Genomic DNA, 23,363 nt, shown 5'->3' with positions numbered 1-23,363 from the left:
GCCCGGCGCCCGGCAGCGGACGGGCTGGGTGCGACAGGACTTGGCGGAAGTGGGCCCTTACCCGTAGCGTGGGACCCACCCCTCGCCATGCAAGAACCTGTCATCGGCATCGACCTGGGCACCACCAACAGCGTCGTGGCGACCGTGGAAGACGGCCGTCCGCGCCTCATCCCCTCGCGCTCGGGAGGACGCCTCACGCCCTCGGTGGTGGGCCTCACCCGGGCGGGCGACCGCCTGGTGGGGCAGCCGGCCCAGGCCCTGGCGGAGGAGCACCCGGACGCGGTGGTGTGGGCCACCAAGCGCTTCCTGGGCCGCCGCTACACGCCGGAGCTGGTGCAGCAGGCGAAGGCGGTGGTGCCCTACCCGCTGGTGGCCGGCCCCACGGGCGACGTGCGCGTGAAGCTGTCCGGCCGCGTGCTGCCCGTGGCGCAGGTGTCCGCCTTCATCCTGGGCGAGCTGCGCCTGGACGCGCAGGCCCACTTCGGGCGCGACGTGCGCAAGTGCGTCATCACCGTCCCCGCGAACTTCGACGACAACCAGCGCCAGGCCACGCGGGAAGCGGCGTCCATCGCGGGGCTGGAGGTGGTGCGGCTGGTCAACGAGCCCACCGCGGCGGCGCTGGCGTACGGCCTGTCGCGCGGCTTCGAGGGCAGCGCGCTCGTCTTCGACCTGGGCGGCGGCACCTTCGACGTGTCCATCCTGGACGTGAAGGCGGGCGTCTTCGAGGTGAAGGCCACGGGCGGCGACCACGCGCTGGGCGGCGAGGACTTTGATCAGCGCATCGTCCAGTGGCTGCTCGCGCAGGTGGAGGACTCCTTCCAGGAGGCGGTCTCCAAGGACGCGCAGTCGCTGCGGCGCCTGAAGGTGGCGGCGGAGGCGGCCAAGCGCGAACTCACCGAGTCCGAGGAGGCCACCATCTCCGTGTCCGGCCTGGGCGACCACACCTCCGGCTCCAAGCGCTTCACGGAGATCAACACCGCGCTCACGCGCAGCTTCTTCGAGACGCTGTCGGAGCCGCTGTCGCGCCGCTGCCTGGACGTGTGCAAGAGCGTGATGGCGGAGGCGCGGATGGATCCGCGCTCGGTGGACGTGGTGCTGCTGGTGGGCGGCATGACGCGCGTGCCGCTGGTGCGCCGGCTGGTGGCGGACTTCTTCGGCCGCGCGCCCTCCACGGACGTGCACCCGGACGAGGCCGTGGCGCTGGGCGCCGCGGTGCAGGCGGATGAGCTGGTCCGTCAGGCGGGCCAGGCGCTGCTGCTGGACGTGGCCAGCCAGAGCCTGGGCGTGGGCGTGATGGGCGGCCGCGTGAAGCGGCTCATCCCCAAGAACACGGGCGTGCCGGTGGTGGCGCGCGACATCTTCTTCCCGGGCACCTCCGGCCAGGCGGAAGCGCGCATCCCCGTGTACCAGGGCGAGAGCGAGTTCCAGGACGAGAACCACAAGCTGGGCGAGGTGGTCCTCAAGAACCTGCACGTCGCCGCGCGCGGAGAGACGCCGCTGGAGGTCGTCTTCGAGCTGTCCGGCGAGGGCATCCTCGCGGTGAAGGCCACCGACCTGACCTCCGGCAACATGGAGCTGGTGCGCCTGGAGGCCCGCGCCACGCTGCCGCAGGGCGAGGCGGAGAAGCTGGGCCAGGAGCAATCCAGCTACGCGCAGGCCCAGGGCGTGGTGGACGCGCGCAAGGCGGAGGAGACCTTCCGCAAGCTCTTGGAGCGCGGGGAGAAGCTCGCCCGCCTGCTCCAGCAGAGCGCCCGGGAGAACCCCAGCCCGGAGGCGGAGACCGCCGTGGGCACCGTGCAGCAGCTCCTGGTGGGCGGCAAGGACGCGCTGGCCGCCGGGGACGCCGCGCAGTGCGCCCTGATTGCCCGCCAGCTCACGAAGCTTCTGTCCGGTCGCGCCGAGCCCCGTGGCTGACGTCTTGCGCCACGCGGAAAAGGCGTCCACCAGCGCACGGTTTGGCGCCGGGTCCGTGGTGCCTTTCGCGGAGTCCGCTTATCTCCGGGAGTCATGATGACCCCCGGCTTTTCTCCCCGCCCGAGAGACCTGGTCTTCGTGGTGGACGACTCGCGCACGGCGCGGGACGTGATGCGGCTGCACCTGTCGCGCATGGGCTGCGACGTGGTGGGCCTGGAGGGGGCGGATGCGTGCCTCACGGAGCTCGCGCAGCGGACGCCGGCGCTGATCCTCATGGACCTGCACCTGGAGAAGCTCCAGGGGGACGAGGCCTGCCGCGCGGTGAAGGCGCACCCGGCCGGGCGCAACGTGCCGGTGGTGATGTTCACCGCCGCGGATGAGCCGCACGAGGTGATGCACTGCGGGCGCGCGGGCGCGGACGACTTCCTGCCCAAGCCGGTGAGCCAGGAGGCGCTGGCGGCGAAGGTGGCCGCGGTGCGCCTGTCGCGCGAGCGCGCCTGGACGGGGCCGCCGCGCGGGCGGGGCGTGCTGCTGGTGGAGGGCGGCCGCTTCCTGCACACCTTCCTGGGCGGAGCGCTGGAGCACGAGGGGCTGCACGTGCTCTACGCCAAGGACCTGGACGACGCGGCGGCGCAGGCCACCGCCCACGGCGACAAGCTGGACGGCTTCGTGGTGGACGTGTCGCGGCTGCCGCGCGAGGCCCTGTCGCTGGCCACGCGTCTGCGCGAGCAGTTCGCGCGCAAGCCGCTGGTCCTGATGTCGCGCGTGGAGGAGGCGCCGGACGTGCTGGAGCGCGCGCAGGAGCTGAGCGGCGCGCCGCTGCTGCTCAAGCGCCAGCTGGGCGCGGACGAGCTCTTGGCCAAGGTGATGGCGCGCCTGTCGCCGGGCACGGTGCCGCTGCGGGCCGCGGAGCGCGTGCCCTTCTTCACCGTGGTGGAGTTCAACACGCCGGGAGGCCCCACGCTCAGCGGCTTCAGCCACGACGCCAGCCCCCAGGGCCTCTTCGTGCGCACGCTCACGCCCGCGCGCGAGGGCTCGCGGCTGTCCCTGCGCCTGGTGATGGCCGGGCAGCGCACGCCGTGCGAGGCGCAGGCCGTGGTGGCGTGGTGCAACCCGCCCGGGATGGGCGGCGCGTTCCGCTCGCAGACGGGCATGGGCCTGCGGCTGGAGGGCATGGACGCGCAGCTTCAGCAGCGCTTCGTGCGCTTCGTGCCCCAGACCCTCGGTTTTCCCACCGCGGGCACCGTGCGCGCCTCAGGTTTCTGAGAGCGGCGCGGGCCCTCGCGCGCGCTCCAACCCCCCGCAATCACACACAGACGCTACGTGATTCCCCCCTGGCATGGGCGTGGCAAAGCGCTGCGCCCCGCGAGGCTTTCGCGGGAGGAATCACGCATGCGTTGGAGTCTTTTCGGAACGGTGGGGCTCACGCTCCTGGCGGTGGGGTGTGGCGGCGGTGAGGGCAAGGCGCCGGAGGGCCTGGACAACGAACCGGTGCAGCAGTCGCTGAAGCTGGAGTCCTTCAACGAGTGCTCGGCGCTGGAGCGCTACATCGAGGACTCCGCGACGAAGCAGATGCGCGCGAGCCTGGAGCAGCAGAAGCCCGGCTATTGGGAGCGCTTCGGCCGGGGACGCGGCGGCGTCGTCTTCGGGCCCATGCCCACGGCGGAGGACTCGGCGGGCGGCGGCAACGCGTCCGCTGGCGGCGGCGGCCAGGCGCCCAAGGACTCCACCGGCACCAACAACCAGGTGGAGGGCGTGCACGAGTCCGACTTCGTGCAGAACGACGGCACGCGCATCTTCGTGCTGTCGGGCAACCGGCTGTACGCGCACCGCTCGTGGCCCGCGGAGCAGCTCACGCTGGCCTCCACGCTGGAGGTGGAGGGCTGGCCCCGGGAGATGCTGCTCGACGAGAAGCAGCGGCTGGTCATCATCTCGCAGGTGGCGCAGTCCCTGCCGGGCGTCCCGACGAGGGGCGGCGGCGTGGGCGGGGGCATGGTGCCCATGATGGACATCGCCTGCGTCGGCTTCGGCTGCGGCTTCTACAACGCCGACAGCACCAAGGTGACCACGGTGGACGTGTCGGACGTGGCGCACCCCACGGTGGTGGATCAGGTCTACCTGCCCGGCGTCTTCAACCAGGCGCGCCGCGTGGACAGCAACGTGCGGCTGGTGCTGTCGGACGCGTTCCGCTGGCCGGAGGGCGTGAAGTTCTGGGTGGATTACTCGGAGGAGCTCTACCAGGACGAGGACAAGCTCACGAAGGCCATCGACGCGCTCATCAAGAGCAACGAGAAGGCCATCCGCGCCAACACGCTGGACCAGTGGCTGCCCGCGGGCCGGCACGTGGACGCGGCGGGCGTGACGACGGCGCTGCCCACGTCCTGCGGTGACTTCTACCGGAGCAACGCGCCCTCCGCGCTGGGCTTCGTGACGGTGGCCTCGCTGGACCTGGACGCGCGCACGGCGGCGCCGGGGCGCACCAGCCTGGTGGCGGAGCCGGGCACGGTGTACGCGTCGAAGGAGTCGCTGTACCTGGCGCACTCGCACTACTGGTGGTGGCCGCTGCCCGGGCAGAAGGACTTCACCTACCTGCACAAGTTCGACGTGAGCCAGCCGGGCCGCGCGGTGTACGCGGGCTCCGGCACGGTGGAGGGCGTGCCCGTGGACCAGTTCGCCATGGACGAGCACGAGGGCGTGCTGCGCATGGCCACCACGGTGACCACCCGCCTCCCGGAGCCGGAGCACGCCGACTGGTGGTGGGGCCGCACGACGACGGCCAGCCGCGTGACGACGCTGGGCGTGAAGGACGGGCGCCTGAAGGAGCTGGGCCGCAGCGAGGACCTGGCCGAGGGTGAGCGCATCTTCAGCGCGCGCTTCGTGGGCAACCGCGGCTACGTCGTCACGTTCCTCCAGGTGGATCCGCTCTTCACCTTCGACCTGAGCGACCCCGCCCACCCGCGCAAGGTGGGCGAGCTGAAGGTGCCCGGCTTCTCCACGTACATGCACCCGGTGGGCGAGCACCACCTGCTGACGCTGGGCATCCACACGGAGCCCACGGGCGGCCCCTGCTGCGGCACCAGCACCCTGAAGCTGTCCCTCTTCGACGCGAGCGACCTGGCGCACCCGAAGGAGGTCGCCACGCAGCTGGTGGGCGAGGCCTATGGCTGGAGCGAGGCCCTCTACGAGCACAAGGCCTTCAACTACTTCGCGGCCAAGGGGCTGGTGGCCATCCCGTTCACGGACTACTCGCGGTCCTACACGTCCTCCGACAGCTACTGGTCCAACTTCCGCACGGAGCTGCGCGTGTTCCGCGTGGACCTGGCGGCGGGCATCTCCCCGGTGGGCGCGGTGCCCATGTCGGACCTGTTCCGCACCGTGAACATGCCGCAGTGGAGCTACTACTACACGCCGGACGTGCGCCGCAGCGTGATGGCGGATGACTACGTCTACGCCATCAGCGACGCGGGGGTGCGCGTGTCGAAGGTGGGCAGTCTCCAGACGCCGCTGGTCACCGTGCCGTTCCCCGTCAGCACGCCCTGACGGGGTGGGAGGGCAGTCAGGCGGGAAGGGGGAGTGCGTCGCTTGCGCCAACGCGCTCCCTTTCCTATAGGCCCGCCATGCCGCCCGAAGCCGCCGAGCCCTCCCTGTCGTCCACCCCCCCGGCCCGCGGCATCCGGGGGGAGCTGCGCGCGCTGCTGGCACTGGCCATCCCCCTGTGCATCGCGCAGGCCGGCCAGTCCCTCATGAGTGTGACGGACACCTTCATCGTCGGCCGGGCGGGCACGTCCGCCCTGGCGGCGGTGGGCCTGAGCCACGCCCTCTTCTTCGCCGTCAGCAGCTTCGGCATGGGGCTGATGATGGGCGTGGACCCGCTGGTGTCCCAGGCCATTGGCGCCGGCAACCCGCGCCGCGCCCGGGACGTGCTCTGGCAGGGCGTGTGGCTGTCCGCCTTCGTGGGCGTGGTGCTGTGGGCGGTGCTCATCACCGCCCCCGCCGGCCTGCCGTGGGTGGGCGTGGCGGAGGAGCAGATCGTCCAGGTGCGCGCCTTCCTGCACTTCCGCGCGCCCAGCCTGCCCCTGATGCTCATCTTCCTCACGGTGCGCGCGTACCTGCAGGCCATCGGGATGCCCCGGCCGCTGGTGGTGTCCGCCGTGCTGGCCAACGTGGTCAACGTGATGCTGGTGCCGCTGTTCGTCTTCGGCGGCGCGTCGCTGCCGGAATGGGCGGGGCCGCTCACCCACGTGCCGGCCATGGGCGCGGCGGGCGCGGCGCTGTCCACGCTCCTGTGCACGGCGATGGAGGTCCTCATCGTCGCGCGGGCGGTGCAGGCCATCGCGGTGCCGGGCACGCCGTCGCGCAAGCCGGTGAAGGCGGACCAGCTCCGGGCCTTCCGGGTGGGGCTGCCCATTGGCCTGCACATCGCGGCGGAGGTGGGCGTCTTCGCGCTGGCGGGCGTGCTGGCCGCGAAGCTGGGGACGGTGAGCGTGAGCGCGCACCAGATTGCCCTCTCCTTCGCCAGCCTCACCTTCACCATGGCGCTGGGCATCGGCAACGCGGGCAGCGTGCGCGTGGGCTGGGCCGTGGGCGCGCACGACACGCCGCAGGCCCGGCGCAGCGGGCTGATGGCCTTCGCCCTGGGCGCGGTGGTGATGTCCATGGGCGGGCTGGTGTTCGCGCTCTTCCCCCGCGGCCTGGCGAAGCTGGCCGGAGCGCCGGAGGAGGTGCTGCCGCTGCTGCTGCCCCTGCTCATGGTGAGCGCCATCTTCCAGGTCTTCGACGGCGTGCAGGGCGTGGGCGCGGGCGTGCTGCGCGGCGCCGGCCAGACGCGCTTCACCTTCATCGCCAACATCGTGGGCCACTACGCCGTGGGCCTGCCCCTGACCCTGCTGCTGGGCTTCCACCTGGGCATGGGCGTGCTGGGCATCTGGTGGGGCCTGTGCGCGGGGCTCATCACCGTGGCCGCCGCCGTGCTGTGGCGCTTCTGGCGCGTCAGCGCCGGCACCCTCCGGCCCCTGGAGAACTGAGAGGGCAGGGCGGTTCGGTGTAGGCTTCCAGTGCGGCTGAAAACTCCAAGAATCTTGGAAACGGCCGCAACCTGGATCGGGAAGTCCCGAGAATTGGCGCAGGAGCTTACATGTCCAACTACCGCATCCGCCCTGGCGACACCCTCTCCGCGCTCGCGCAGCGCTTCGGCACCTCCGTGCAGAAGCTGGCGCGCGACAACAACATCTCGAACCCCGACCTCATCTTCTCCGGCCGGACGCTGCGCATTGGCCACTCCGGCCGTGACAGCTTCGACGCGGGCGGTGGCCGTCAGGGTGTGCGCGGTGGCGGCAACGGCGTGGGCGGCGGCGCGGACGTGGGCGGCCCCATGGGCGTGGCCCCCACCGGCGGGACCGAGAAGGGTCGCCGGCTGGCGGAAGCCGCGCGCGCGGCGGCCATGGGCATGGGCGGCTACAGCAGCCAGGGCCTGTGCGCGACGGGCGTGAGCCGGGCCATCCGCAACTCGATGGGCATCGGCGTGTCCGGCAACGGCAATCAGATCGACAACAACCTGCCGCGCGACAAGTTCCGCCAGGTGGACATGTCCCTGGAGGAGGCGCTGAAGATTCCGGGCCTCGTGCTCACCTGGGAGGCCACCTCCACGCGCCTGGGCAGCATCTACGGCCACACGGCGGTGACGCTGGGCGACGGCCACTCGTCCGCCAGCGACTTCATCGAGCGCAACACGACGAACAACGGCCGCACCGGCTTCAAGGTGTTCATGCCCATCGAGTAGCCCTTCCGGCTCCTCACGGTGCGCATCACGCGAGCCTCCGGGTCCTTGTCGACCGGAGGCTTTGTCGTGTCCAAACCTTGGAGATGCGTGGCGCTTCAGGCCGGCAGGTACTGGCGGATCATCTGCCGCCACACGGGCCAGTCGTGGGTGCCGCCGTTCCAGATGGACAGGTCGTTGCGGATGTCCTTCTGCCAGAGGACCTTGGAGAGGTTCTCGTTGGAGGGGCGGCAGAAGTCGTGCTCGCCCACGGCCAGGGTCATCTCCACGCGGCGCAGGGCGGACAGGCGGCCGGTGTCGTGCAGGTTGGGCAGCCACTGCGGCGCGGTGTGGAAGTACACCTGTTCGTCGTGGTGGCCGTCGAGGAAGTCCTCCGTCTCGAACTTGCCGCCCATGGAGATGAGGCGCTGGAAGACGTCCGGGTGGCGCAGGCCCACGTTGTACGTGTGGAAGCCGCCCAGGCTGCACCCGGCGAGCGTGAGGCGGCCTCCGGTGGAGCGGCCGCGCACGAGCGGCACCGCCTCATGGACGAGGTAGTCCTCCCACTGGGCATGGCGGGCCACGCGCACGGCGGGGGCGACGTCCTTGTTGTACCAGGACTCTTCATCCACCGAGTCCACGCACAGGACGACGTAGCGGCCCGCGGCGATGCAGTCCGCGATGGCGCCGATGAGGCCGAAGTCCTCGGCCTGGTAGAAGCGGCCCTTGCTCGTGGGCACCAGGATGACGGGCTCGCCCGAGTGCCCGTACACCAGCGCTTCCATGTCCCGGTTCAACCTCGGGCTGTGCCAGCGGTGGTATTCACGGTTCATAGGGCCGCCACCTTAACCGGCGCGTTCGCGGCGCGAGCGAGGCGGCCACACGGGACCTGCTCGGGTCAGCCGCCAGTGAACACCTGTCGGGCGGGCTCCACACCCCGCCATGGCGAGAGGAAGACATCCGCCTCCCGCGCGATGAGCTCCAGCGACGCGGTCAGCTCGTGGCCGTCATCCACCTCCACCAGCCGGACGTGGCGCTTGCCCTTCGCCCACTCGCGCGAATAGCGCACGTCGCAGGTGTCGTCCTGTCGACCGTGCACGATGAGCGTGGGCACGCGCACGTCGGGCCAGGGGCCGCGCTTCGCGTCCAGGAGCTGGGCCTCCTGCATGATGCCGTGGTGCACGCGCGTGCGGCGCTTCTCCGCGTGGTCGTCCGTCTCCAGGAAGCCCGTGCGCTGCCACTCCGCCCAGGCCTTGGGGCCCAGGCGGCGCTGGAGCTGCTCCACGAAGTGGAAGGCGGGAGCCAGCAGCACCAGCGCGCCGACGCGCGGGTCGGCCTCTGCGGTGCGCGCGGCGACGTAGCCGCCCATGCTGGAGCCGATGAGGACGGCGCGGTCGTTCGGCGCGCCCAGCGCGTCCCGCACGGTGTCCAGCATGGTGTGCAGGCTCAGGTGCTCCAGCGACGGCACGCGCAGGTTGAGGCGCTCCAGCGTGATGCCCTGCTTCGCCCAGTACGCGTCCAGCCAGACGCCCTTGGCGGAGAGGGGGCCGGAGGCGAAGCCGTGCAGGTAGAGCCAGCGGGGACCGGAGGCGGGAGTGGCGAGCGGCGCGTTCATGGGCGCGCACTGTATCCGTCCCCGTTCCCGCGTCCGCTAGAAGCGCAGCACGGGCCCGGCGACGATGCTCTGGAGCGGCTTGGCGCACATGTTCACGCTGACGCCCGCGCTGGCGCTGGTGTCGTCCGCGTCCTTCGTGAACTTCACGTCGCAGAACTGGAGGGCGGTGGCGATGGAGATGCCCCACCGGTCTGAAATCCAGCCGTCCACGCCCACGCGGAAGGCCATGCTGGTGACGTCGAAGTCCTCGCGCCGCAGCTGGCCCATGCTGTTGGGGGTGAAGGGCTGCGACCAGCTCTTCGCCAGCCGCGCGCCCACCCACGGCGTCACCGGCTTGTCGCCCAGGAAGCGCAGCCGGGCCTCCAGCCCCACGGCGGTGTAGTCCAACTGCACGTGGCTGAGCTCGGAGGGGTTGTTGGCCTCCGCGAACTGCTGGCCCCAGGTCTGCGTCGTCTCGAAGACGGCGCCCAGGGACAGGCCGGGCGGCGTCTCCACGGCGAGCCAGGCCTGGAGCGCGGGGCCCTTGGCGCGCCAGTCGCTGAAATGATCCAGGGTGATGCCCGCGCCCACGGAGGCATAGCCGTGCCACCCGTCCGCACCCGCCGGCCCGGCGAGCAGCACGCCCGCCAGCGCCAGCCACTTCCACTTCGTATCCATGCCGCCACTGTATGCCGGACCGGGGGCGAGGCTAGGCTTGCGGGCATGTCCGTAACTTTCGAGGTCGCGGCAGCCGAGGTCCGCGACGCGCTTACCGACGCGAGCCGGGGGCTGGTGGAGCGCGAGGCGATGGTGGAGCTGGTGGCGCTGTCGGCGGTGGCGGGCGAGCACCTGCTCGTCGTGGGGCCCCCAGGCACGGCCAAGAGCGAGGCGGTGCGCAGGACCGCACGCGCGCTCGGCGGCTCCTACTTCGAGTACCTGCTGGGACGCTTCACGGAGCCGTCCGAAATCTTCGGGCCGGTGGACCTGCGCAAGCTGCGCGAGGGGCTGGTGGAGACGGAGACGGCGGGCATGCTGCCGGAGGCGGAGGTGGCCTTCCTGGACGAGGTCTTCCTGGGCTCCACCGCCATCCTCAACACGCTCCTGGGCCTGCTCAACGAGCGCACCTTCCGGCGCGGCCACACGCGGATGCAGGTTCCGCTGCGCGTGTGCGTGGGCGCGTCCAACGCGCTGCCGGAGGACGACGCGCTGGCCGCGTTCGCGGATCGCTTCCTGGCGCGCATCTTCGTGGAGCCGGTGCCCGACCCGCGCCTGGAGGAGCTGCTGGAGGGGGGCGCGTCGCTGTGGGCGGACGCGGCCCCGCGCGTGGCGTCGCTCGCTTCGCTGGACGTGGTGGCCCGGGCGGCGCGCGGCGCGGACCTGGGGCCGGTGCGGCCGCACCTGGCGCAGGCGCTGCGGACGCTGCGCGCGGCGGGCATCGCGCTGTCGGACCGGCGCGCGGTGAAGGTGCAGCGGCTGGTGGCGGCGGCCGCGGCGCTGGCGGGGCGCACGACGCCGGGCGTGGCGGACCTGTGGCCGCTCGTCTACGCGGTGCCCACGAAGGAGGCGCAGGCGCTGGCGCGTGACGTGCTGCGCGACGTGCTGTCCGCGTCGGAGAACCCCGCGCTGCCGGCCGCGGCGCTGGAGGCGAGCGCGGGGCCCCTGGCCCGGGCCCAGCGCATCGCGCAGGCGGGGCATGCGCTCTTGGAGGCCCGGCCTGCGGACGCGGACGCGGTGGCCGCGTGGCGGCTCAAGCTGGAAGGGGTCGCGCGCGAGATGGACGCGGGCTTCGCGCCGGATGCGCTGCCGGAGTCGTTGCGCGCGTTGCGCGGCGCGGTGGCGGCGGTGCTGGAGGACGTGAGTAATCGCGCGGCGTGAAGCGGTTCGGAAGTCCTTCCGGAAATCCGGTGGAATCCAACGCATCCGGGGCTCCGTATTGGTGGCTGCCAGCGGGACGGCCGCCTTCGGTGCGGCGTGCCGAAGGCATTCCATCCACGGGAGGACACTTCATGCGAAACACCTTCGCGGCGCTGGCCATTGCCTCGGCGGCCCTGCTGGCGGGCTGTGGCGACGATGACGACAACAACATGCCTGACGCGGGCACCGGCTACATGCCCACGGGCACCGGGCCGGGCACGTCGCTGCGCTGCACGAGCAGCAACAAGAACGCGTGGGACACCTTCGGCGCGAACGCGTTCGTCGCGGTGAACAAGTCCATCATCGCGAAGACGCTGGCGGAGCTGAAGGGCATCAACGGCACGGCGAACCTGGGCGAGTCCTTCACCCATATCGGTGACGCCAGCAAGGGCCCGGCCTACGCGGACGACGCGGCCACGTTCGAGGGCAAGCTCGCGGCGTTCCTCGTGTATGCCTATGGCGGTCCGGAATCCATCCAGTACACGGATGGCAAGACGTACGCGGGCCCGCAGAACATGGCGGCGGCGCACCTGGGCATGGCCATCACCAATTCCCAGTACGACTACTTCATCGCGAACATGGTGGTGCCGGCGCTCGTGGACAACGGCGTGACGAGCGCGGACGTGTCCTCCTGCTTCGCTCCCATCGTGACGGACGCGGCGTTCAAGGCGTCCATCGTCGGCAAGTAGCCAACACCTGGAGGGCACCATGACCCGCTTCGTTCTCACGCGCGCCATGCGCCGCGTGCTGGTTTCCATTGTGGGGGTTGCCGTGCTGTTCACGGCGGTGATGGGCTTTGCCCATACGCCGTCCGGCCGGCCGCTCCTGAAGTGGATGGGGATGTCCATGCCCCAGGCCGCGTCCGCGGCGGGGTGCCCGCTGGGGTACGACGTGAAGCAGAGCCCCGAGCAGAAGGAGGCCGCGAGGCAGCGCTTCGCGGCCGCCCACCGGGGAGAGAGCGCCGCGCTGGCCCGGCCCGCGCTGGGGTTCGACCTGGAGCAGACGACGCGCGAGGCGCTGCTCGAGTGGGCGCGGGTGAACGGGGTGACGTGCACGGTGCCGCGCAGTCAGGGGGACCTGGACTGCGCGGACGTGCCGGCGTCGCTGTTCCCGGGCCTGAAGCGCGAGGCGCCCATCCGGAACATGTGGGTGACGTTCGGCGCGGACGGCCGGCTGGTGGCGTTGGTCGCGGTGAGCCGCGCGGTGGAGGCCGAGCCCATCAGCGCGACGTTCCGCGCGGCGAACGCGACGCTCGCGACGCTGGCGGGCCCGGCCCTGAAGCGGGACGGGGAGGGCAGCGTCGAGGAGCTGAAGCAGGGACTGCTGCGGCAGGCGAGCGCGGAGTACCGCTTCCAGGACTTCTACGCGCTCACCCGCGTCACCAACATGGGGGACGGGTTCGTGCTGACGGAGGAGTACCGCGCCCTGCCGAAGGTGGCGACGGCGCGTGAGCTGTCGTGGCGCTGAGGCTCACGGCTCGACGTAGCGCGAGAGCTTGGCGAGGGACATCCGCCAGCCCAGCTCGTTGTCGGAGGGGGACACGACGGACGGAAGTCCTTCGTGCACGGCGACGAGGTCGGTGCCGCCGTCTTGCGCGTCGGTGAGCGTGAAGGTGATGCGCATCTCTCCCTGGAGCGCGGGGTCGGAGGACTCGAACTCGGTGGTCTCGATGACCAGTTCGTCCGGCACGAGCTTCACGAAGCGGCCGTGGTGCGTGTCGGTGTGCGCGGTCGTCTTGCCGGTCGCCGTGGGCGCGTCGTAGGTGAGCGAGATGCGGAACGCGCCGCCCTCGTGGGGCTCGAAGGTGTGCACGTGGCTGGTCATGCCGTCGGGCACCATCCATGTCGCGACCGCGCGGGCGTCAATCAGGGCGCGGTAGACGCGCGAGCGAGGGGCCTTCACGTGGTGGTGGATCCGGGTCGTGCTCATGCCGGGGAGCATGGGCAACGGCCCCGCCCGCTGTATAGGGGGAAGCGCTCACGCCGCTTCGCCGCCGGTGGGAGGCGTTCTAGAGTGGCGGTGTGATCAACGGGCGCGGGAGCAGGGCGTCATGAGGGCGCCACCGGAACCAGCCGTCACGGGGCTCCCCGTGCGCTGGCGCCCGAGGCTCCTGCCCCTGGAGCCCCTGGCCGTGGCCGGAGTAGGGCCCGTGGCGCTCGCGCTGGGACGCCGAGCCCTCCGGGCGGAGGACGCGGTGCTGGCGTCGTGGAGCGGGGTCGCAGGGCAGGACGTGCTCGTGCTGCTGGGGCCTGCCACGTCACTGCCCTGGGTGGACGGCGCGGTGTACCTGGGCCGTGACCCGCTGGCGCCCGCGCTGCTCTTGCCCTGCGCGCTGGAGCCAGACGTGGCGCCATCGCTGCTGGAGCGGGCGCTGCTCGCGGGGCACGGCGATGCGCCGCTCGCGGTGCTGCCCGCATCGGGAGTGCTCGTCTCCGTGGGCGCTGCGAAGTCCGTTGCGCGTGCTTCGCTGACCGCGTGGCTGTCCGCCAATGGTGGCGCGGAGGCGGCTTCGTGACGGGCGCGATGCTGCCCACGTCATGGCTCGCGGCGGCCAGGCCCGTTGCGCGCGTTTTGCTGACCGCGTGGTGGCCCGCTGTGCGCGCGGAGGCCGCTTCGTGACGACCGCGCTTCCTCCCGCGCTGCGTCCCTGGGCGACGCAGTTGGCTCTCTTCCCGGAGGACCTGGCGCGGCACCTGGGACCGCATGTGGCGCGGTTGTCGGCGGCGCTTGGGACGTTGCGGCCTCGCGGGGAGGCAGAGGGTGGTGAGCCCCAGGGCTATGACGGGCTCTCTCGCCGGGGGAACTTCGAGCGGCTGCTTGTCAGTGAATGGCTCTGGGCTTTGGAGGCACCGGAGGAACTGGTTCGGCGCGCGGCGTTCGGGGAGTTGTCCTTCCTCAAGCCCGCGTTCCGTCAGCCGCAGGGGGCTCGCCGCACCGTGGTGCTGCTGGACGTGGGCCCGGATCAACTGGGCCTGCCTCGCATCGCGCACCTCGCGTTGCTGGTCGTGCTCGCGCGCCGGGCGGAGGCCGTGGGCGCGGCGTTCACCTGGGGCGCGCTCCAGGCGGACCCTGCCCGTGCCACCCATACCGGGCTGAGTGGTACGTCGCTCCTTGCGTGGCTTGAAGCCCGTTCCCCCATGCCCGCGTCCGCGGTGCACCTGTCCACGTGGCGCGAGGCGCTGGACCTCTCCCGAGCACCCGAGGATGTGTGGCTCGTGGGGTCCTCGCGCCTGGGCCGCCTTGAGGGCGCGGAGGGGATGTCCCGCGTGGAGGTCTCCGAGCCGATGGAGCCCGGCGCGCACCGGCTTGCCGTGGACGTGCGGCCCTCGGCGCGTGTGCCGCGTTCGGTGGTGCTGGAGCTTCCTCCTCCGGAGGACTGCCTGCGCCTGCTGCGCAACCCGTTCCATTCGAACCGTTCGTCGTCGGCGTTCCTGCCGCGCAAGGCGAGCCGGCTCATGAGCTTCGCCTTCTCCGGAGATGGCCGGCGCGTGCTGCTGTTCTCCGCGAATGGCGGCGTCGAGGCCATGGCGGTGCCGCACTCTCCGCGCGCCACCCTGCCCAAGCCCCGGCGCGTGCAGGTGCCTTCCGGGCAGCAGGTCATCGCGGCGGGATGGCGCACCAAGGGTGGGTTGCTGGTGCTCGCGCGCCACCAGGACACGTACGTGATGCACGGGCAGGTGCAGACGCCGCACGGGTTCCGCAAGGCGCGCTACCACGCGACGGATGCTCTCTCGCGGCCGGACATGGTGGCCCGCGCGCTGCCGTTGAACCTCTTGAGCTGGGTGGATCCTCGAGGGCAGGAGCACCTGTGGTTGAAGGATGGCCAGGAGCGGTTGTTCTCGCTGGCGCCTCCGTCCTCGTCGGGGACCTCGGCGCTCGGAGTGGAGGAGGAGCAGGTCTCCGCGATGGCGGAGGTGAACTCGCGCCCGGTCTGCGTGCTGCGGCCCCAGTCCGTAGGATCGGGGCGGGCGATCATCTCGCGGCTCAAGGTGCTGGGGGAGGATCCGGTCCGCCAGGTTCCGCTCAATGCACGGCAGGGCGAGGCGTACTTCGGCTATGCGCCGTCGGGGACACATCCGGACGCGGGGCTGCTCGCGGTGCGTGACAAGGACCAGGACTGGCGGCTGTTCCTGGACACGGGCGTGTCGGTCATCCCCGTGCCCGAGGGCTACCGTGTGGTGGGCGTGGTGAAGCCTCCTGTTCCGTCTCCACCCGGGATGCTCGCGTTGGCTCCGGATCAACGCACGTTCCACTTCATCTCTCGCGAGGCTTCGCGGGTGCTCGCGGTGGCCAGTGGCCCCGTGGAGCAGGCCGCGGCGAGCCATGGGCAGCCGGTGTTCGGGTGGCTGACGCAGGCGGGGGAGTTCGTGTTGTGGGACCTGATGGAGCAGGCGCTGCTGTACCGCTCCTTTCCGGAGGCCACGCCGTGAGTCGTGCGTCCGGAGCCGTGCGTCCTCGTGCCCATGTGCATCGGGGCACGGTGGTGGTGGCGGCCTGGTGGTTCCATCCCGGAACGCTGGGAGAGGCCGAGGCACGCCGCCGCGTGCTGGCGGCGTGGAGGCCCGGCGCCACGGTCTGGGCGCTGGCGGGAGGGCACCTGTTGAAGCTGGCGGCGCCGTGCAAGAGCGCGGTGGAGGCCGCGCCCGGACTGCCCCTGGTGATGGAGGCCGGAGTGCTCTCCAGCGCGCCGCTGAGCGCGAAGGAGCGTGAGCGATTGGCACCGCCGATGGGAGCCGTCGTGCTGGTGCACGCGGGCACCGCGCGGATGTACGCGCCTGGAGAGCTGCGCCAGGTGGATCCGGGCGCATGGCTGGACGTGTCGGAGTGGCGGCGCGTGCAGGTGAAGGGACTGGGGGCTCCGCCTCCGCCCATGCAGAGTGCGCTGGAGCCCCTGCCTCCGCCTACGCGTGAGTCGTTCGGAGCGAAGGTGCCCGCGCTCGCGCCCGAAGCAGAGCGCATGCTGGCGCGCATGGCCGGGAAGGAAGTCCCGGTGGTGCGAGAGGGCTTCTTCGCACGGCTACGGCGCGCCTTCTCCCCGAAGCCCGGTGAAGCCACGCTGACCGTCCACCGTGAAGGCCTGTTCGCACGGTTGCGACGAGCATTTCATGCAGCACCCGCGAGCACGTCGCAAAGTGCTGTGCGCCGTGAAGGCCTGTTCGCACGGCTGCGCCAGGCATTCAGCGGACCGTCCGAGAACGCGTCTTCAGGCTCGATGACAGTACGCCGTGAGGGCTTCTTCTCACGGCTGCGCCAGGCTTTCCGCGCGGACGAGGACGGTGTGCCAGCGGGCCGCTCGGGATGGCTCGATCGTCTGCGGAGCGCGTTCTCCGGCTCGGGCTCCGCGTCCGCTGCATCAGGCCCCGGTGCTCGGCCGGGCTGGTTCTCACGGCTCCTCGCCGGGATGCGCGGGGGCGAAAACTCCACGGCTTCACAGCAGGGCTCTCGTCCCGCAGAGCCCGAAGGCCCGGGCGCGATCGAGCAGCTCAAGTCGTGGATGCTCCAGAACACGCCGCTGGGGCGGCTCGTGGGGCAGCGCCAGGGGGACTACCTGCGCCGCCTCTTCGAACTCTTCGAGGAGGGCAAGCTCGACGAAGCCCTGCGCCACGCCATCCCCCTGGGCACGGACCTGGACGAACGCGCGAAGCTGGCGCTCGGAGTCCCCGGACCTCGCGAGCAACTGCGCATCCAACCCCACGGCCAGAGCGGCGCCGCGCGGGTGTTCGCCAGTGGCCCTGCCGTGCTGCAGGCGCTGCGCGAGCGCTACCGCGAGACCTTCCGCCGCCTGGAGCGCGAAGGCCGCATCGACGAGGCCGCCTTCGTCCTCGCGGAACTCCTGGCCGCGACCGAGGAGGCCGTCTCCTTCCTGGAGCGCCACGGCCGCTTCCAGCTCGCCGCGGAGCTCGCCGAAGGCCGCGGCCTCCCCGCGAGCCTCGTCGTGCGCCAGTGGTTCCTCGCGAAGGACGTGCAGCGCGCGGTGTCCATCGCACGGCGCTCGGGCGTGTTCGCGGACGCGGTGCTGCGCCTGGAGAAGACCCACCCCGCGGAAGCCCAGGCCCTGCGCATCCTGTGGGGCGAGTCGCTCGCGGAGGCCGGTGACTGGGCTCGCGCCGTGGACGCCGTGTGGCCCGTCCCTTCCGCGCGCCACATCGCACGGGCCTGGGTGCACCACGGCATCCACGCCGGGGGCGAGAGCGGCGCGAAGCTCCTGGCGCGCCTGGCGCTCGGGTTCCCGGACGGCTTCGGCGCCGCGCGCGAGGACGTCCAGACCCTGCTGTCGGATGACACCCCCGCGCGCGCCCCGGAGCGCATGGCCTTCGCCACGGAGCTGCTGCGCGAGGCCAATGCTGCCCGGGACCCGCTCCTCGTCCCCACGGTCCGCGCGCTGCTGCGTGACGAAGCGACAGAAGCCCTCCCTTCCCGCGCCCGGTGCATCATCCAGCTGCGCTTGCTGAACACCCCCGCGCTGGCCGCGCTGCGCACGGACCTGCCGACGCCGCGGCACTCCCACCGGCGCCCCTGGGCCGAAGAGAACGACCTGCCTCCGGTGCGCGTGTGGATGGACCGCAACGACGCGGGCGCCCACGCCGTGCATGACGCCGTGGTGCTGCCGGGCCAGCGCGTGCTGCTCGCGCTGGGAGAAGCGGGCGCGCGGCTGGTGGGCCCGGACGGACGCACGCTCGCGAACTTCGACGTGCCGGCGTTCTCACTGGTCGCCTCCACGCAGGGAAACCGTGCGCTCTCGCTGGCGCGCCGGGGCGATTTGTGGCGCGTGTCACGGCTGGACCTGGTGGCGCGCCGGGCCACGCGCTGGTGCGACGCGGAGCTGGACGCGTGGGCCCCCACCTATGACGGCGAACGGTGGTTCACCGCCATGCGCGACACCGTGAGCATGGTGGACACGCTCGCCGCCGAGCCTCGCTCCCTGTGGCGCGTGTCCCAGGTGGGCGGCACCGTGCTGAAGCTGGCCGTGGACGCGCAGCACCTGTCCTTCCTCGTCCTGCACCTCTCCCCGGGCCAGGACTTCGAACGGCTGGAGCGCTGGAGCTACGTGCTCGCGGGCGGACCCACCCTGCGTGGACGCACGGACATTCCGAACCTGGAGGCCACGCCGGACGCGCTCGCGCTCACGCCCGACGGCGAAGTGGTGGCCGGGCGCATCGCGCTGGCCGAGGGCGAGGAGCCCAGGGACTGGTCCTACCTGGCCCCCATCGCCGTGCGGCGCTTCCACCTCCCGTCCCAGCAGGGCGAGGCGCGCGTGGGCGCGGTGCTCGGGCAGGCCTGGACCGTGACGCGCTTCCAGAAGGGTGAGCTGCACACGGCCATCCTGCGCGACCTCGCCGGCCACACCCGCGCGTCGGTGGAGTTCTCCGGCACCCCGCCCCAGGTCGTGCGCCTCACGGAGGAGTGGTGCGCCATCCACGACCTGTTCGGCCGCGTGGTGTGGCTGGACCTGACGTCCGGAGAGGTCCACCGCGTGCCGGTGGTGTGAGCCCGCGTCAGGAGTGGCGCAGGTGGCTCGGCACGATGACCATGCGCGCGGTCAGCGCGCAGGCGGCGTCGTCCACCTCCAGCACCACGCGCACGCCCTCCACCGTCACCAGCAGCGAGGGCTGCTCGCTGTGCAGCGCCATCAGCCACGACGACGCCAGCGGCAGCTCCGTGGCGGACAGCTCCGCGGCGCGCAACAGGTGCACGCGCACCGCGTGACGGACCGGGGCCGGCAGCGCGTGCAGCGCGTAGAGCGACTCGTCCGGCAGCCGCAGCGAATACGGCATGCGCGGCGGCTCCTGGCGCCCGGGCAGCTCGCGCAGCCGCTCCGCCAGCTCCCGCACCAGCGCCTCCGGCCGAGGCGGCTTGTGCAGGAAGCCCGCGACGCCGTGCAGCGGCACGTCCGGCGTGCCCTGCGCCGAGGACATCATCATCACCGTCAGGTGCCGCAGCCGCGCGTCCGTGCGCAGCCGGCCGTACAGCTCCCATCCGTCCAGCCCCGGCATCACCAGGTCCAACAGGATGAGGTCCGGATGCTGCGCGCGCGGACGATGACGCAGCCAGTCCAGCGCCTCCGTGCCGTCCGCCACGGACGACACCTGGAAGCCCGCCTCGCGCGCGGCCTGGTCCACTCCCTCCCGCCACGTCCGATCGTCCTCGACGAGCAGCAGGTGACGGACGCCCAGGGCCATCCCCCGATTCGACCCGCTTTTCCTCGGTTTCTTGAAGTGCACCCGGGTCTGCCGGGAACCCCAGCGTTGCCTGTCCGACAGTGCGCCCCGGGGACTGTTCCTCCCGGACGGTCCGCGTCCCGACCGCCCATATCACCGCCTCACTGTCATCTTGCAGGTACGCTGTAGATGCACACCTTCGCGGCGCTCATGGCCTACCGCTGCCAACTGGAACCCCCGGTGGTGCGCACGCTCACGGCGTGTCCGCCCGCGGTGCGTGAGCGCCTCCAGGGGGAGCTGGGGGCGCTCGTCAGCCGGATGCCGTCCCTGCCGCTGACGCCGTCGGGGCGCGAGGGCGCGGTGGTGCTCGCCTGCGGCTTCCAGGTCCGCTACCGCGTGGAGCCGGGCACGGGGCTCCTGCGGTTGACCGCCCTGCGGCCCCTGGGCCTCGTCCGTTCGCCTTCCTCCTGACACGCGGGCAGACGGTCCTTGTCGCAGCGGAGGCTGGAGCCTAAGTGGGTGGGGCCCCTTCGCTCCGGTTTGCCCAAGGCCCCTCGCCCCGAGTCCGCGCACCGTGCCCCTGTCCCTCGCCGACTTCCTCTTCCAGTCCCGCGACGTCCTCCAGGACGCATGGCTCCACGAAGCGCCCGGCTCCGGCGACACCTTCTCCCACGCGCTGTCCGCGGTGGCGGCCCGGATGGCGAACCCGGACGCGCGCGTCGCCGACACGCTGGCGCGCGAGCTGTCGCTGCTGGTGCAGGGCTCCAACGGGCACCCCACGACGACGAACTTCCGGCGCCTGCGCGATACGGTGCTGCGGCTGTGGCGCGAGCAGGGCCGTGGCGGCCCGGACGGGGACGCCCAGGTGGAGCGCTTCCACGACGCCGTGGACGCGGTGGAGGCCTCGGCGCTGGAGGCCCACGTCCAGGCCCGGCTGCTGGCATCGCGCGAGGCGGCCGAAGCGGCGCGCGAGCAGGGCGCTCCGGACGCGACGGGCCCCCGGCGCTGGGAGGACATCTTCACGCACCTGGGCGTGGGCGTGGCGGTGATGGGCGCGGAGGACAGCACGTTCGTGGCGGCGAACCCCGCGCTCGCGCGCATGCACGGGCAGCCGCCGGAGGCGCTGAAGGGCCTGAAGCTGGAGGACCTGGTGGCGCCCGAGTCCCGCGGCGCGCTGCCCCGGCACATGGCCGCGGCCGGCTCCAAGCCGTTCCACGAATACGAAGCGCTGCACCTGCGCCGCGACGGCAGCCGCTTCCCCGCGTTCGTGCACGTGACGTCCCTGCGGGACGCGACGGGCCGCCGCGTGGGCCGCGCCGCCACGGTGCTGGACATCACCCAGCGCCGTCAGTCGGAAGCGGAGCGGCAGCGCCTGCTGGCCACCATCGAGGCGGAGCGCGCGCGGCTGGCGGCGGTGCTGGACCAACTGCCCGCGGGCGTGCTCATCGCGGAGGCGCCCAGCGGCCGGCTGCTCCTGGGCAACCGCGCGCTGGAGTCACTGCTGGGCCATCCGTTCCGGCCCTCGGGCAGCCTCGCCGACTACGAGTCCTCCCACCAGATGTTCACCGCGGAGAACGAGCCGCTGGCGGACGACGCGTGGCCCATGGCGCGCGCGCTGCGCACCGGCGAGACGCGCCAGGCGGAGCCGCTCCAGGTGCGCCGGCCGGACGGCACCACCGCGCACCTCTTGGGCTCCAGCGCGCCCGTGCGTGACCGGGACAACCAGATTGTCGCGGGCGTCGTCACGCTGGTGGACGTCACCGAGCGCCGCCGCGCGGAGGAGGCGGCGCGCGAGGCGGCGCAGTTCGGCGAGCGGCTCATCGCCATCGTCAGCCACGACCTGCGAAACCCCCTCAACGCCATCCAACTGTCCGTCACCAAGCTCCTGCACGGCGACGCGCTCCAGGAGCGCGACCGCAAGGCGGTGTCCCGCATCGCGCGCTCCGGCGAGCGCATGGCGCGGATGATTTCGGAGCTGCTCGACTTCACCCGCAGCCGGCTGGGCGGCGGCATCCCCATCGAGCGGGTGCCTGGCGACGTGCGCATGGTGGTGCGCCAGGCGGTGGAGGAGCTGGAGGCGGCGTGGCCGGAGCGCTCGCTCACGCTGACGGTGGGCCCGGGCCGCTACGACGGCGCGTGGGACGCGGACCGGCTGCTCCAGGTGGTGAGCAACCTGGGCGGCAACGCGCTCCAGTACAGCCCGCCGGAGACCCCCGTGCGCTTCACGCTGACGGACGCGGACGCGAACGTGGTGCTGGAGGTGCAGAACGGCGGAGACCCCATCCCGCCGGACCTGCTGCCGCGCCTGTTCGACCCCTTCCGGCGCGGCGCGGGAGGCAACACGCACGGCGGCCTGGGGCTGGGGCTCTACATCGTCGAACAGGTGGTGAAGGGCCACGGCGGCCGCATCGAGGTGCGCTCGCGCGCGTCCGAGGGCACCGTCTTCCGGGTGGTCCTGCCCCGCGAGGCGCCAACCGCCGCGGCGCCGGCTCAGTAGGCGGCGGCTAAGTGCGCCTGCGAGCGGAACGGCTCCAGCGCGCGCATCAGGTCGTCCAGGTCCAGCGGCTTGGGGATGGACGCCCGGATGCCCTGGGGCACGGGGCGCGTGGCGCCCGCGCCCGACACGACGATGACGGGCAGGTTCTTGAGGCGCGGCTCCTTCTGCACGCGCTCCATCAGCTCCCAGCCGCTCATCACCGGCATCATCAGGTCCAGCAGCATCACGTCCGGCGTGGGGCCGCGACGCAGCCGCTCCCAGGCGTGCAGGCCGTTGCCGGCGACCTCCACGGCGAACCCTTCCAGCGTGAGGAACTCCTCCAGCATCTCACGGCTGTCGACATGGTCTTCTACGAGGAGGATGAGGCTTCGCATGGCGTTGGGAAGACTCCCCCCGTCTGGCCACGTCCGCAAAGACCCCCTGTCCAGGGAACGTCCAACCCTGGACGCTAGGCCACGTGCAATGTGAAGCCGGCGCCACTCCGGGTGCCCGCGAGGGCAGGCGGCCCTCCGGGCCGGTGGCCGGGACAGGCCCCTGGAAAAGCGGATGGGGCCTCCCCCTTCCGGCGCTCAGGGCACGGAAGGCGAAGGCCCCACCGGGGGACCACGGCCGTCAGGGTCTGTTCAGCCCTGGTACTGGTGCACGGACATGATGGGGTAGTTCATCGACGTGAGGCTGATGCGCTGCGAGCCGTCCGAGTTCACGTTGTTGGAGCCGATGAACTGGGGCTTGCCGTCCTTCCAGCCCGCGAACATCACCACGTGCTGGCCGCTGCCCACCTTCATGGACACGACGTCGCCGGGCTTCGCGTCCTTCAGGTCCACGCGCTTGAAGTTCGGGTCGCGGTCCAGGTTCCCCTGGAGCGTCATCACGGACGCGCTGTGCTGGCTGTCCTTGATCTGCCCGGCCTGCTCCAGGCACGCGGAGACGAAGTTGGCGCAGTTGACGTTGTTGGGGACCCAGTCCTCCATGTCCGCGCCCACGCCCGTCTGCTCCAGCTTCAGCGAGCCGGCGTTCTTGCCCATGTGCGACATCGCGATGTCGAACGGGCTGCCACCGGGGCCGCGCGTGCCCGGGCCCGCGCCGCCCGGAGGCGCCGTCACGTTGCCCGCGCCGCTGGAGCCGCCGGAACCGCCGCCGCGCACGCCCTGGCCCTGGGTGCCGGGCTCGAAGCTGTCGCGCGAGCCGGGGATGTTCAGCGTCTTGCCCGTGTAGATGAGGTCCTTGTTCTGGATCTCCGGGTTGGCCTTCATCAGCGCGTCCACGGAGGTGCCGTAGCGCTTCGCCAGACCAGACAGGGTGTCGCCAGATTGAATGCGGTAGCTCATGGGGGGCTCCGGGAAGGGGAGCAGTGACCCGACCTCGGTCACCGGCTGCGATTGCTTCCATTCTCGCCGTTCAAGAACCGAGGTTGCGTCCCCACCTGCTTTTCACTCCAGACACGCACATGGAGCGTGATTCCCGGGGCTTTCGCGGCCCGGACCGTCGTCATGACGGGGTGCGTCCAGGTGGGTGGGCCTTATGAAAGGG

20 protein-coding genes are annotated in these 23,363 nt (G+C 71.9%); 13 read left to right on the top strand and 7 right to left on the bottom strand.

All coding sequences use genetic code 11. The features are described 5' to 3' along the window. Window positions 1–87: 87 nt before the first annotated feature. The 5 genes from JYK02_RS19985 to JYK02_RS19965 all read left to right on the top strand — a co-directional run bounded on the left by JYK02_RS19985 (window position 88) and on the right by JYK02_RS19965 (window position 7,693). On the top strand, window positions 88–1,914 hold the full coding sequence (locus tag JYK02_RS19985) for an Hsp70 family protein (protein ID WP_207053192.1): 1,827 nt from the start codon (window positions 88–90) through the stop codon (window positions 1,912–1,914). Between the two features lie 93 nt (window positions 1,915–2,007). Beyond that, entirely contained in the window at window positions 2,008–3,180 is a 1,173-nt protein-coding gene (locus tag JYK02_RS19980) for a TIGR02266 family protein (RefSeq protein ID WP_242588816.1), read from the top strand. Between the two features lie 126 nt (window positions 3,181–3,306). After that, complete coding sequence (locus tag JYK02_RS19975) at window positions 3,307–5,454, top strand: beta-propeller domain-containing protein (RefSeq protein ID WP_207053191.1); 2,148 nt, start codon at window positions 3,307–3,309, stop codon at window positions 5,452–5,454. Between the two features lie 77 nt (window positions 5,455–5,531). Next, the gene (locus JYK02_RS19970) at window positions 5,532–6,938 is read left to right on the top strand and encodes an MATE family efflux transporter (protein ID WP_207053190.1); all 1,407 of its coding nucleotides are present in this window, start codon (window positions 5,532–5,534) and stop codon (window positions 6,936–6,938) included. Window positions 6,939–7,048: 110 nt separating this feature from the next. After that, window positions 7,049–7,693: a LysM peptidoglycan-binding domain-containing protein gene (locus JYK02_RS19965; RefSeq protein ID WP_207053189.1), complete on the top strand. Its 645-nt coding sequence runs from the start codon at window positions 7,049–7,051 to the stop codon at window positions 7,691–7,693. 95 nt (window positions 7,694–7,788) lie between these two features. Here JYK02_RS19965 and JYK02_RS19960 read toward each other — a convergent pair whose 3' ends face one another. The 3 genes from JYK02_RS19960 to JYK02_RS19950 form a co-directional block, all read right to left on the bottom strand. After that, window positions 7,789–8,502: an esterase family protein gene (locus JYK02_RS19960; protein WP_207053188.1), complete on the bottom strand. Its 714-nt coding sequence runs from the start codon at window positions 8,500–8,502 to the stop codon at window positions 7,789–7,791. Between the two features lie 65 nt (window positions 8,503–8,567). Continuing rightward, window positions 8,568–9,284, bottom strand: coding sequence for a YqiA/YcfP family alpha/beta fold hydrolase (locus JYK02_RS19955; protein WP_207053186.1), 717 nt, complete (start codon window positions 9,282–9,284; stop codon window positions 8,568–8,570). A gap of 36 nt (window positions 9,285–9,320) precedes the next feature. Next, the gene (locus JYK02_RS19950; RefSeq protein ID WP_207053184.1) at window positions 9,321–9,941 is read right to left on the bottom strand and encodes a hypothetical protein; all 621 of its coding nucleotides are present in this window, start codon (window positions 9,939–9,941) and stop codon (window positions 9,321–9,323) included. 45 nt (window positions 9,942–9,986) lie between these two features. Here JYK02_RS19950 and JYK02_RS19945 point away from each other — a divergent pair, with 45 nt between their 5' ends. The 3 genes from JYK02_RS19945 (at window position 9,987) to JYK02_RS19935 (ending at window position 12,644) form a co-directional block, all read left to right on the top strand. Beyond that, window positions 9,987–11,138, top strand: coding sequence for an AAA family ATPase (locus JYK02_RS19945; RefSeq protein ID WP_207053182.1), 1,152 nt, complete (start codon window positions 9,987–9,989; stop codon window positions 11,136–11,138). Window positions 11,139–11,269: 131 nt separating this feature from the next. Beyond that, on the top strand, window positions 11,270–11,866 hold the full coding sequence (locus JYK02_RS19940; protein WP_207053180.1) for a hypothetical protein: 597 nt from the start codon (window positions 11,270–11,272) through the stop codon (window positions 11,864–11,866). 19 nt (window positions 11,867–11,885) lie between these two features. Further along, window positions 11,886–12,644: a hypothetical protein gene (locus tag JYK02_RS19935; protein ID WP_207053178.1), complete on the top strand. Its 759-nt coding sequence runs from the start codon at window positions 11,886–11,888 to the stop codon at window positions 12,642–12,644. Between the two features lie 3 nt (window positions 12,645–12,647). On the opposite strand, the gene JYK02_RS19930 is transcribed toward JYK02_RS19935, so the two are convergent. Next, window positions 12,648–13,106 (bottom strand): SRPBCC family protein, encoded by a 459-nt coding sequence (locus JYK02_RS19930; protein WP_242588815.1) that lies wholly within the window; start codon window positions 13,104–13,106, stop codon window positions 12,648–12,650. Window positions 13,107–13,227: 121 nt separating this feature from the next. Here JYK02_RS19930 and JYK02_RS19925 point away from each other — a divergent pair, with 121 nt between their 5' ends. The 3 genes from JYK02_RS19925 (at window position 13,228) to JYK02_RS19915 (ending at window position 18,666) form a co-directional block, all read left to right on the top strand. After that, window positions 13,228–13,692: a hypothetical protein gene (locus JYK02_RS19925; protein WP_207053175.1), complete on the top strand. Its 465-nt coding sequence runs from the start codon at window positions 13,228–13,230 to the stop codon at window positions 13,690–13,692. A 100-nt stretch (window positions 13,693–13,792) separates the two neighbouring features. Next, a complete protein-coding gene (locus JYK02_RS19920; protein ID WP_207053174.1) occupies window positions 13,793–15,607 on the top strand; it encodes an LpqB family beta-propeller domain-containing protein in 1,815 nt (604 codons plus the stop codon). After that, complete coding sequence (locus tag JYK02_RS19915; RefSeq protein WP_207053173.1) at window positions 15,604–18,666, top strand: bpX6 domain-containing protein; 3,063 nt, start codon at window positions 15,604–15,606, stop codon at window positions 18,664–18,666. The genes JYK02_RS19920 and JYK02_RS19915 overlap by 4 nt, the downstream gene beginning before the upstream one ends. Window positions 18,667–18,673: 7 nt before the next feature. On the opposite strand, the gene JYK02_RS19910 is transcribed toward JYK02_RS19915, so the two are convergent. Then, window positions 18,674–19,357, bottom strand: a complete 684-nt coding sequence (locus tag JYK02_RS19910; protein ID WP_207053172.1) for a response regulator — start codon at window positions 19,355–19,357, stop codon at window positions 18,674–18,676. Between the two features lie 168 nt (window positions 19,358–19,525). Between JYK02_RS19910 and JYK02_RS19905 the strand changes: the two genes are divergently transcribed. Together JYK02_RS19905 and JYK02_RS19900 are read left to right on the top strand one after the other, a co-directional pair. Next, entirely contained in the window at window positions 19,526–19,807 is a 282-nt protein-coding gene (locus JYK02_RS19905; protein WP_207053171.1) for a hypothetical protein, read from the top strand. Window positions 19,808–19,910: 103 nt separating this feature from the next. After that, window positions 19,911–21,833, top strand: a complete 1,923-nt coding sequence (locus JYK02_RS19900; RefSeq protein WP_347402531.1) for a sensor histidine kinase — start codon at window positions 19,911–19,913, stop codon at window positions 21,831–21,833. Here JYK02_RS19900 and JYK02_RS19895 read toward each other — a convergent pair. Further along, entirely contained in the window at window positions 21,827–22,207 is a 381-nt protein-coding gene (locus JYK02_RS19895; protein WP_207053170.1) for a response regulator, read from the bottom strand. The two genes, JYK02_RS19900 and JYK02_RS19895, sit on opposite strands and share 7 nt — an antisense overlap. Before the next feature lie 249 nt (window positions 22,208–22,456). After that, on the bottom strand, window positions 22,457–23,161 hold the full coding sequence (locus JYK02_RS19890) for a LysM peptidoglycan-binding domain-containing protein (protein ID WP_207053168.1): 705 nt from the start codon (window positions 23,159–23,161) through the stop codon (window positions 22,457–22,459). Between the last annotated feature and the right edge of the window lie 202 nt (window positions 23,162–23,363).

It is taken from the genome of Corallococcus macrosporus, assembly GCF_017302985.1.
In the GTDB taxonomy this organism is placed as follows: Bacteria; Myxococcota; Myxococcia; order Myxococcales; family Myxococcaceae; genus Corallococcus; species Corallococcus macrosporus_A.
Note: the sequence above shows the minus strand (reverse complement) of the source record. Positions and strands in the feature narration are given on the sequence as shown.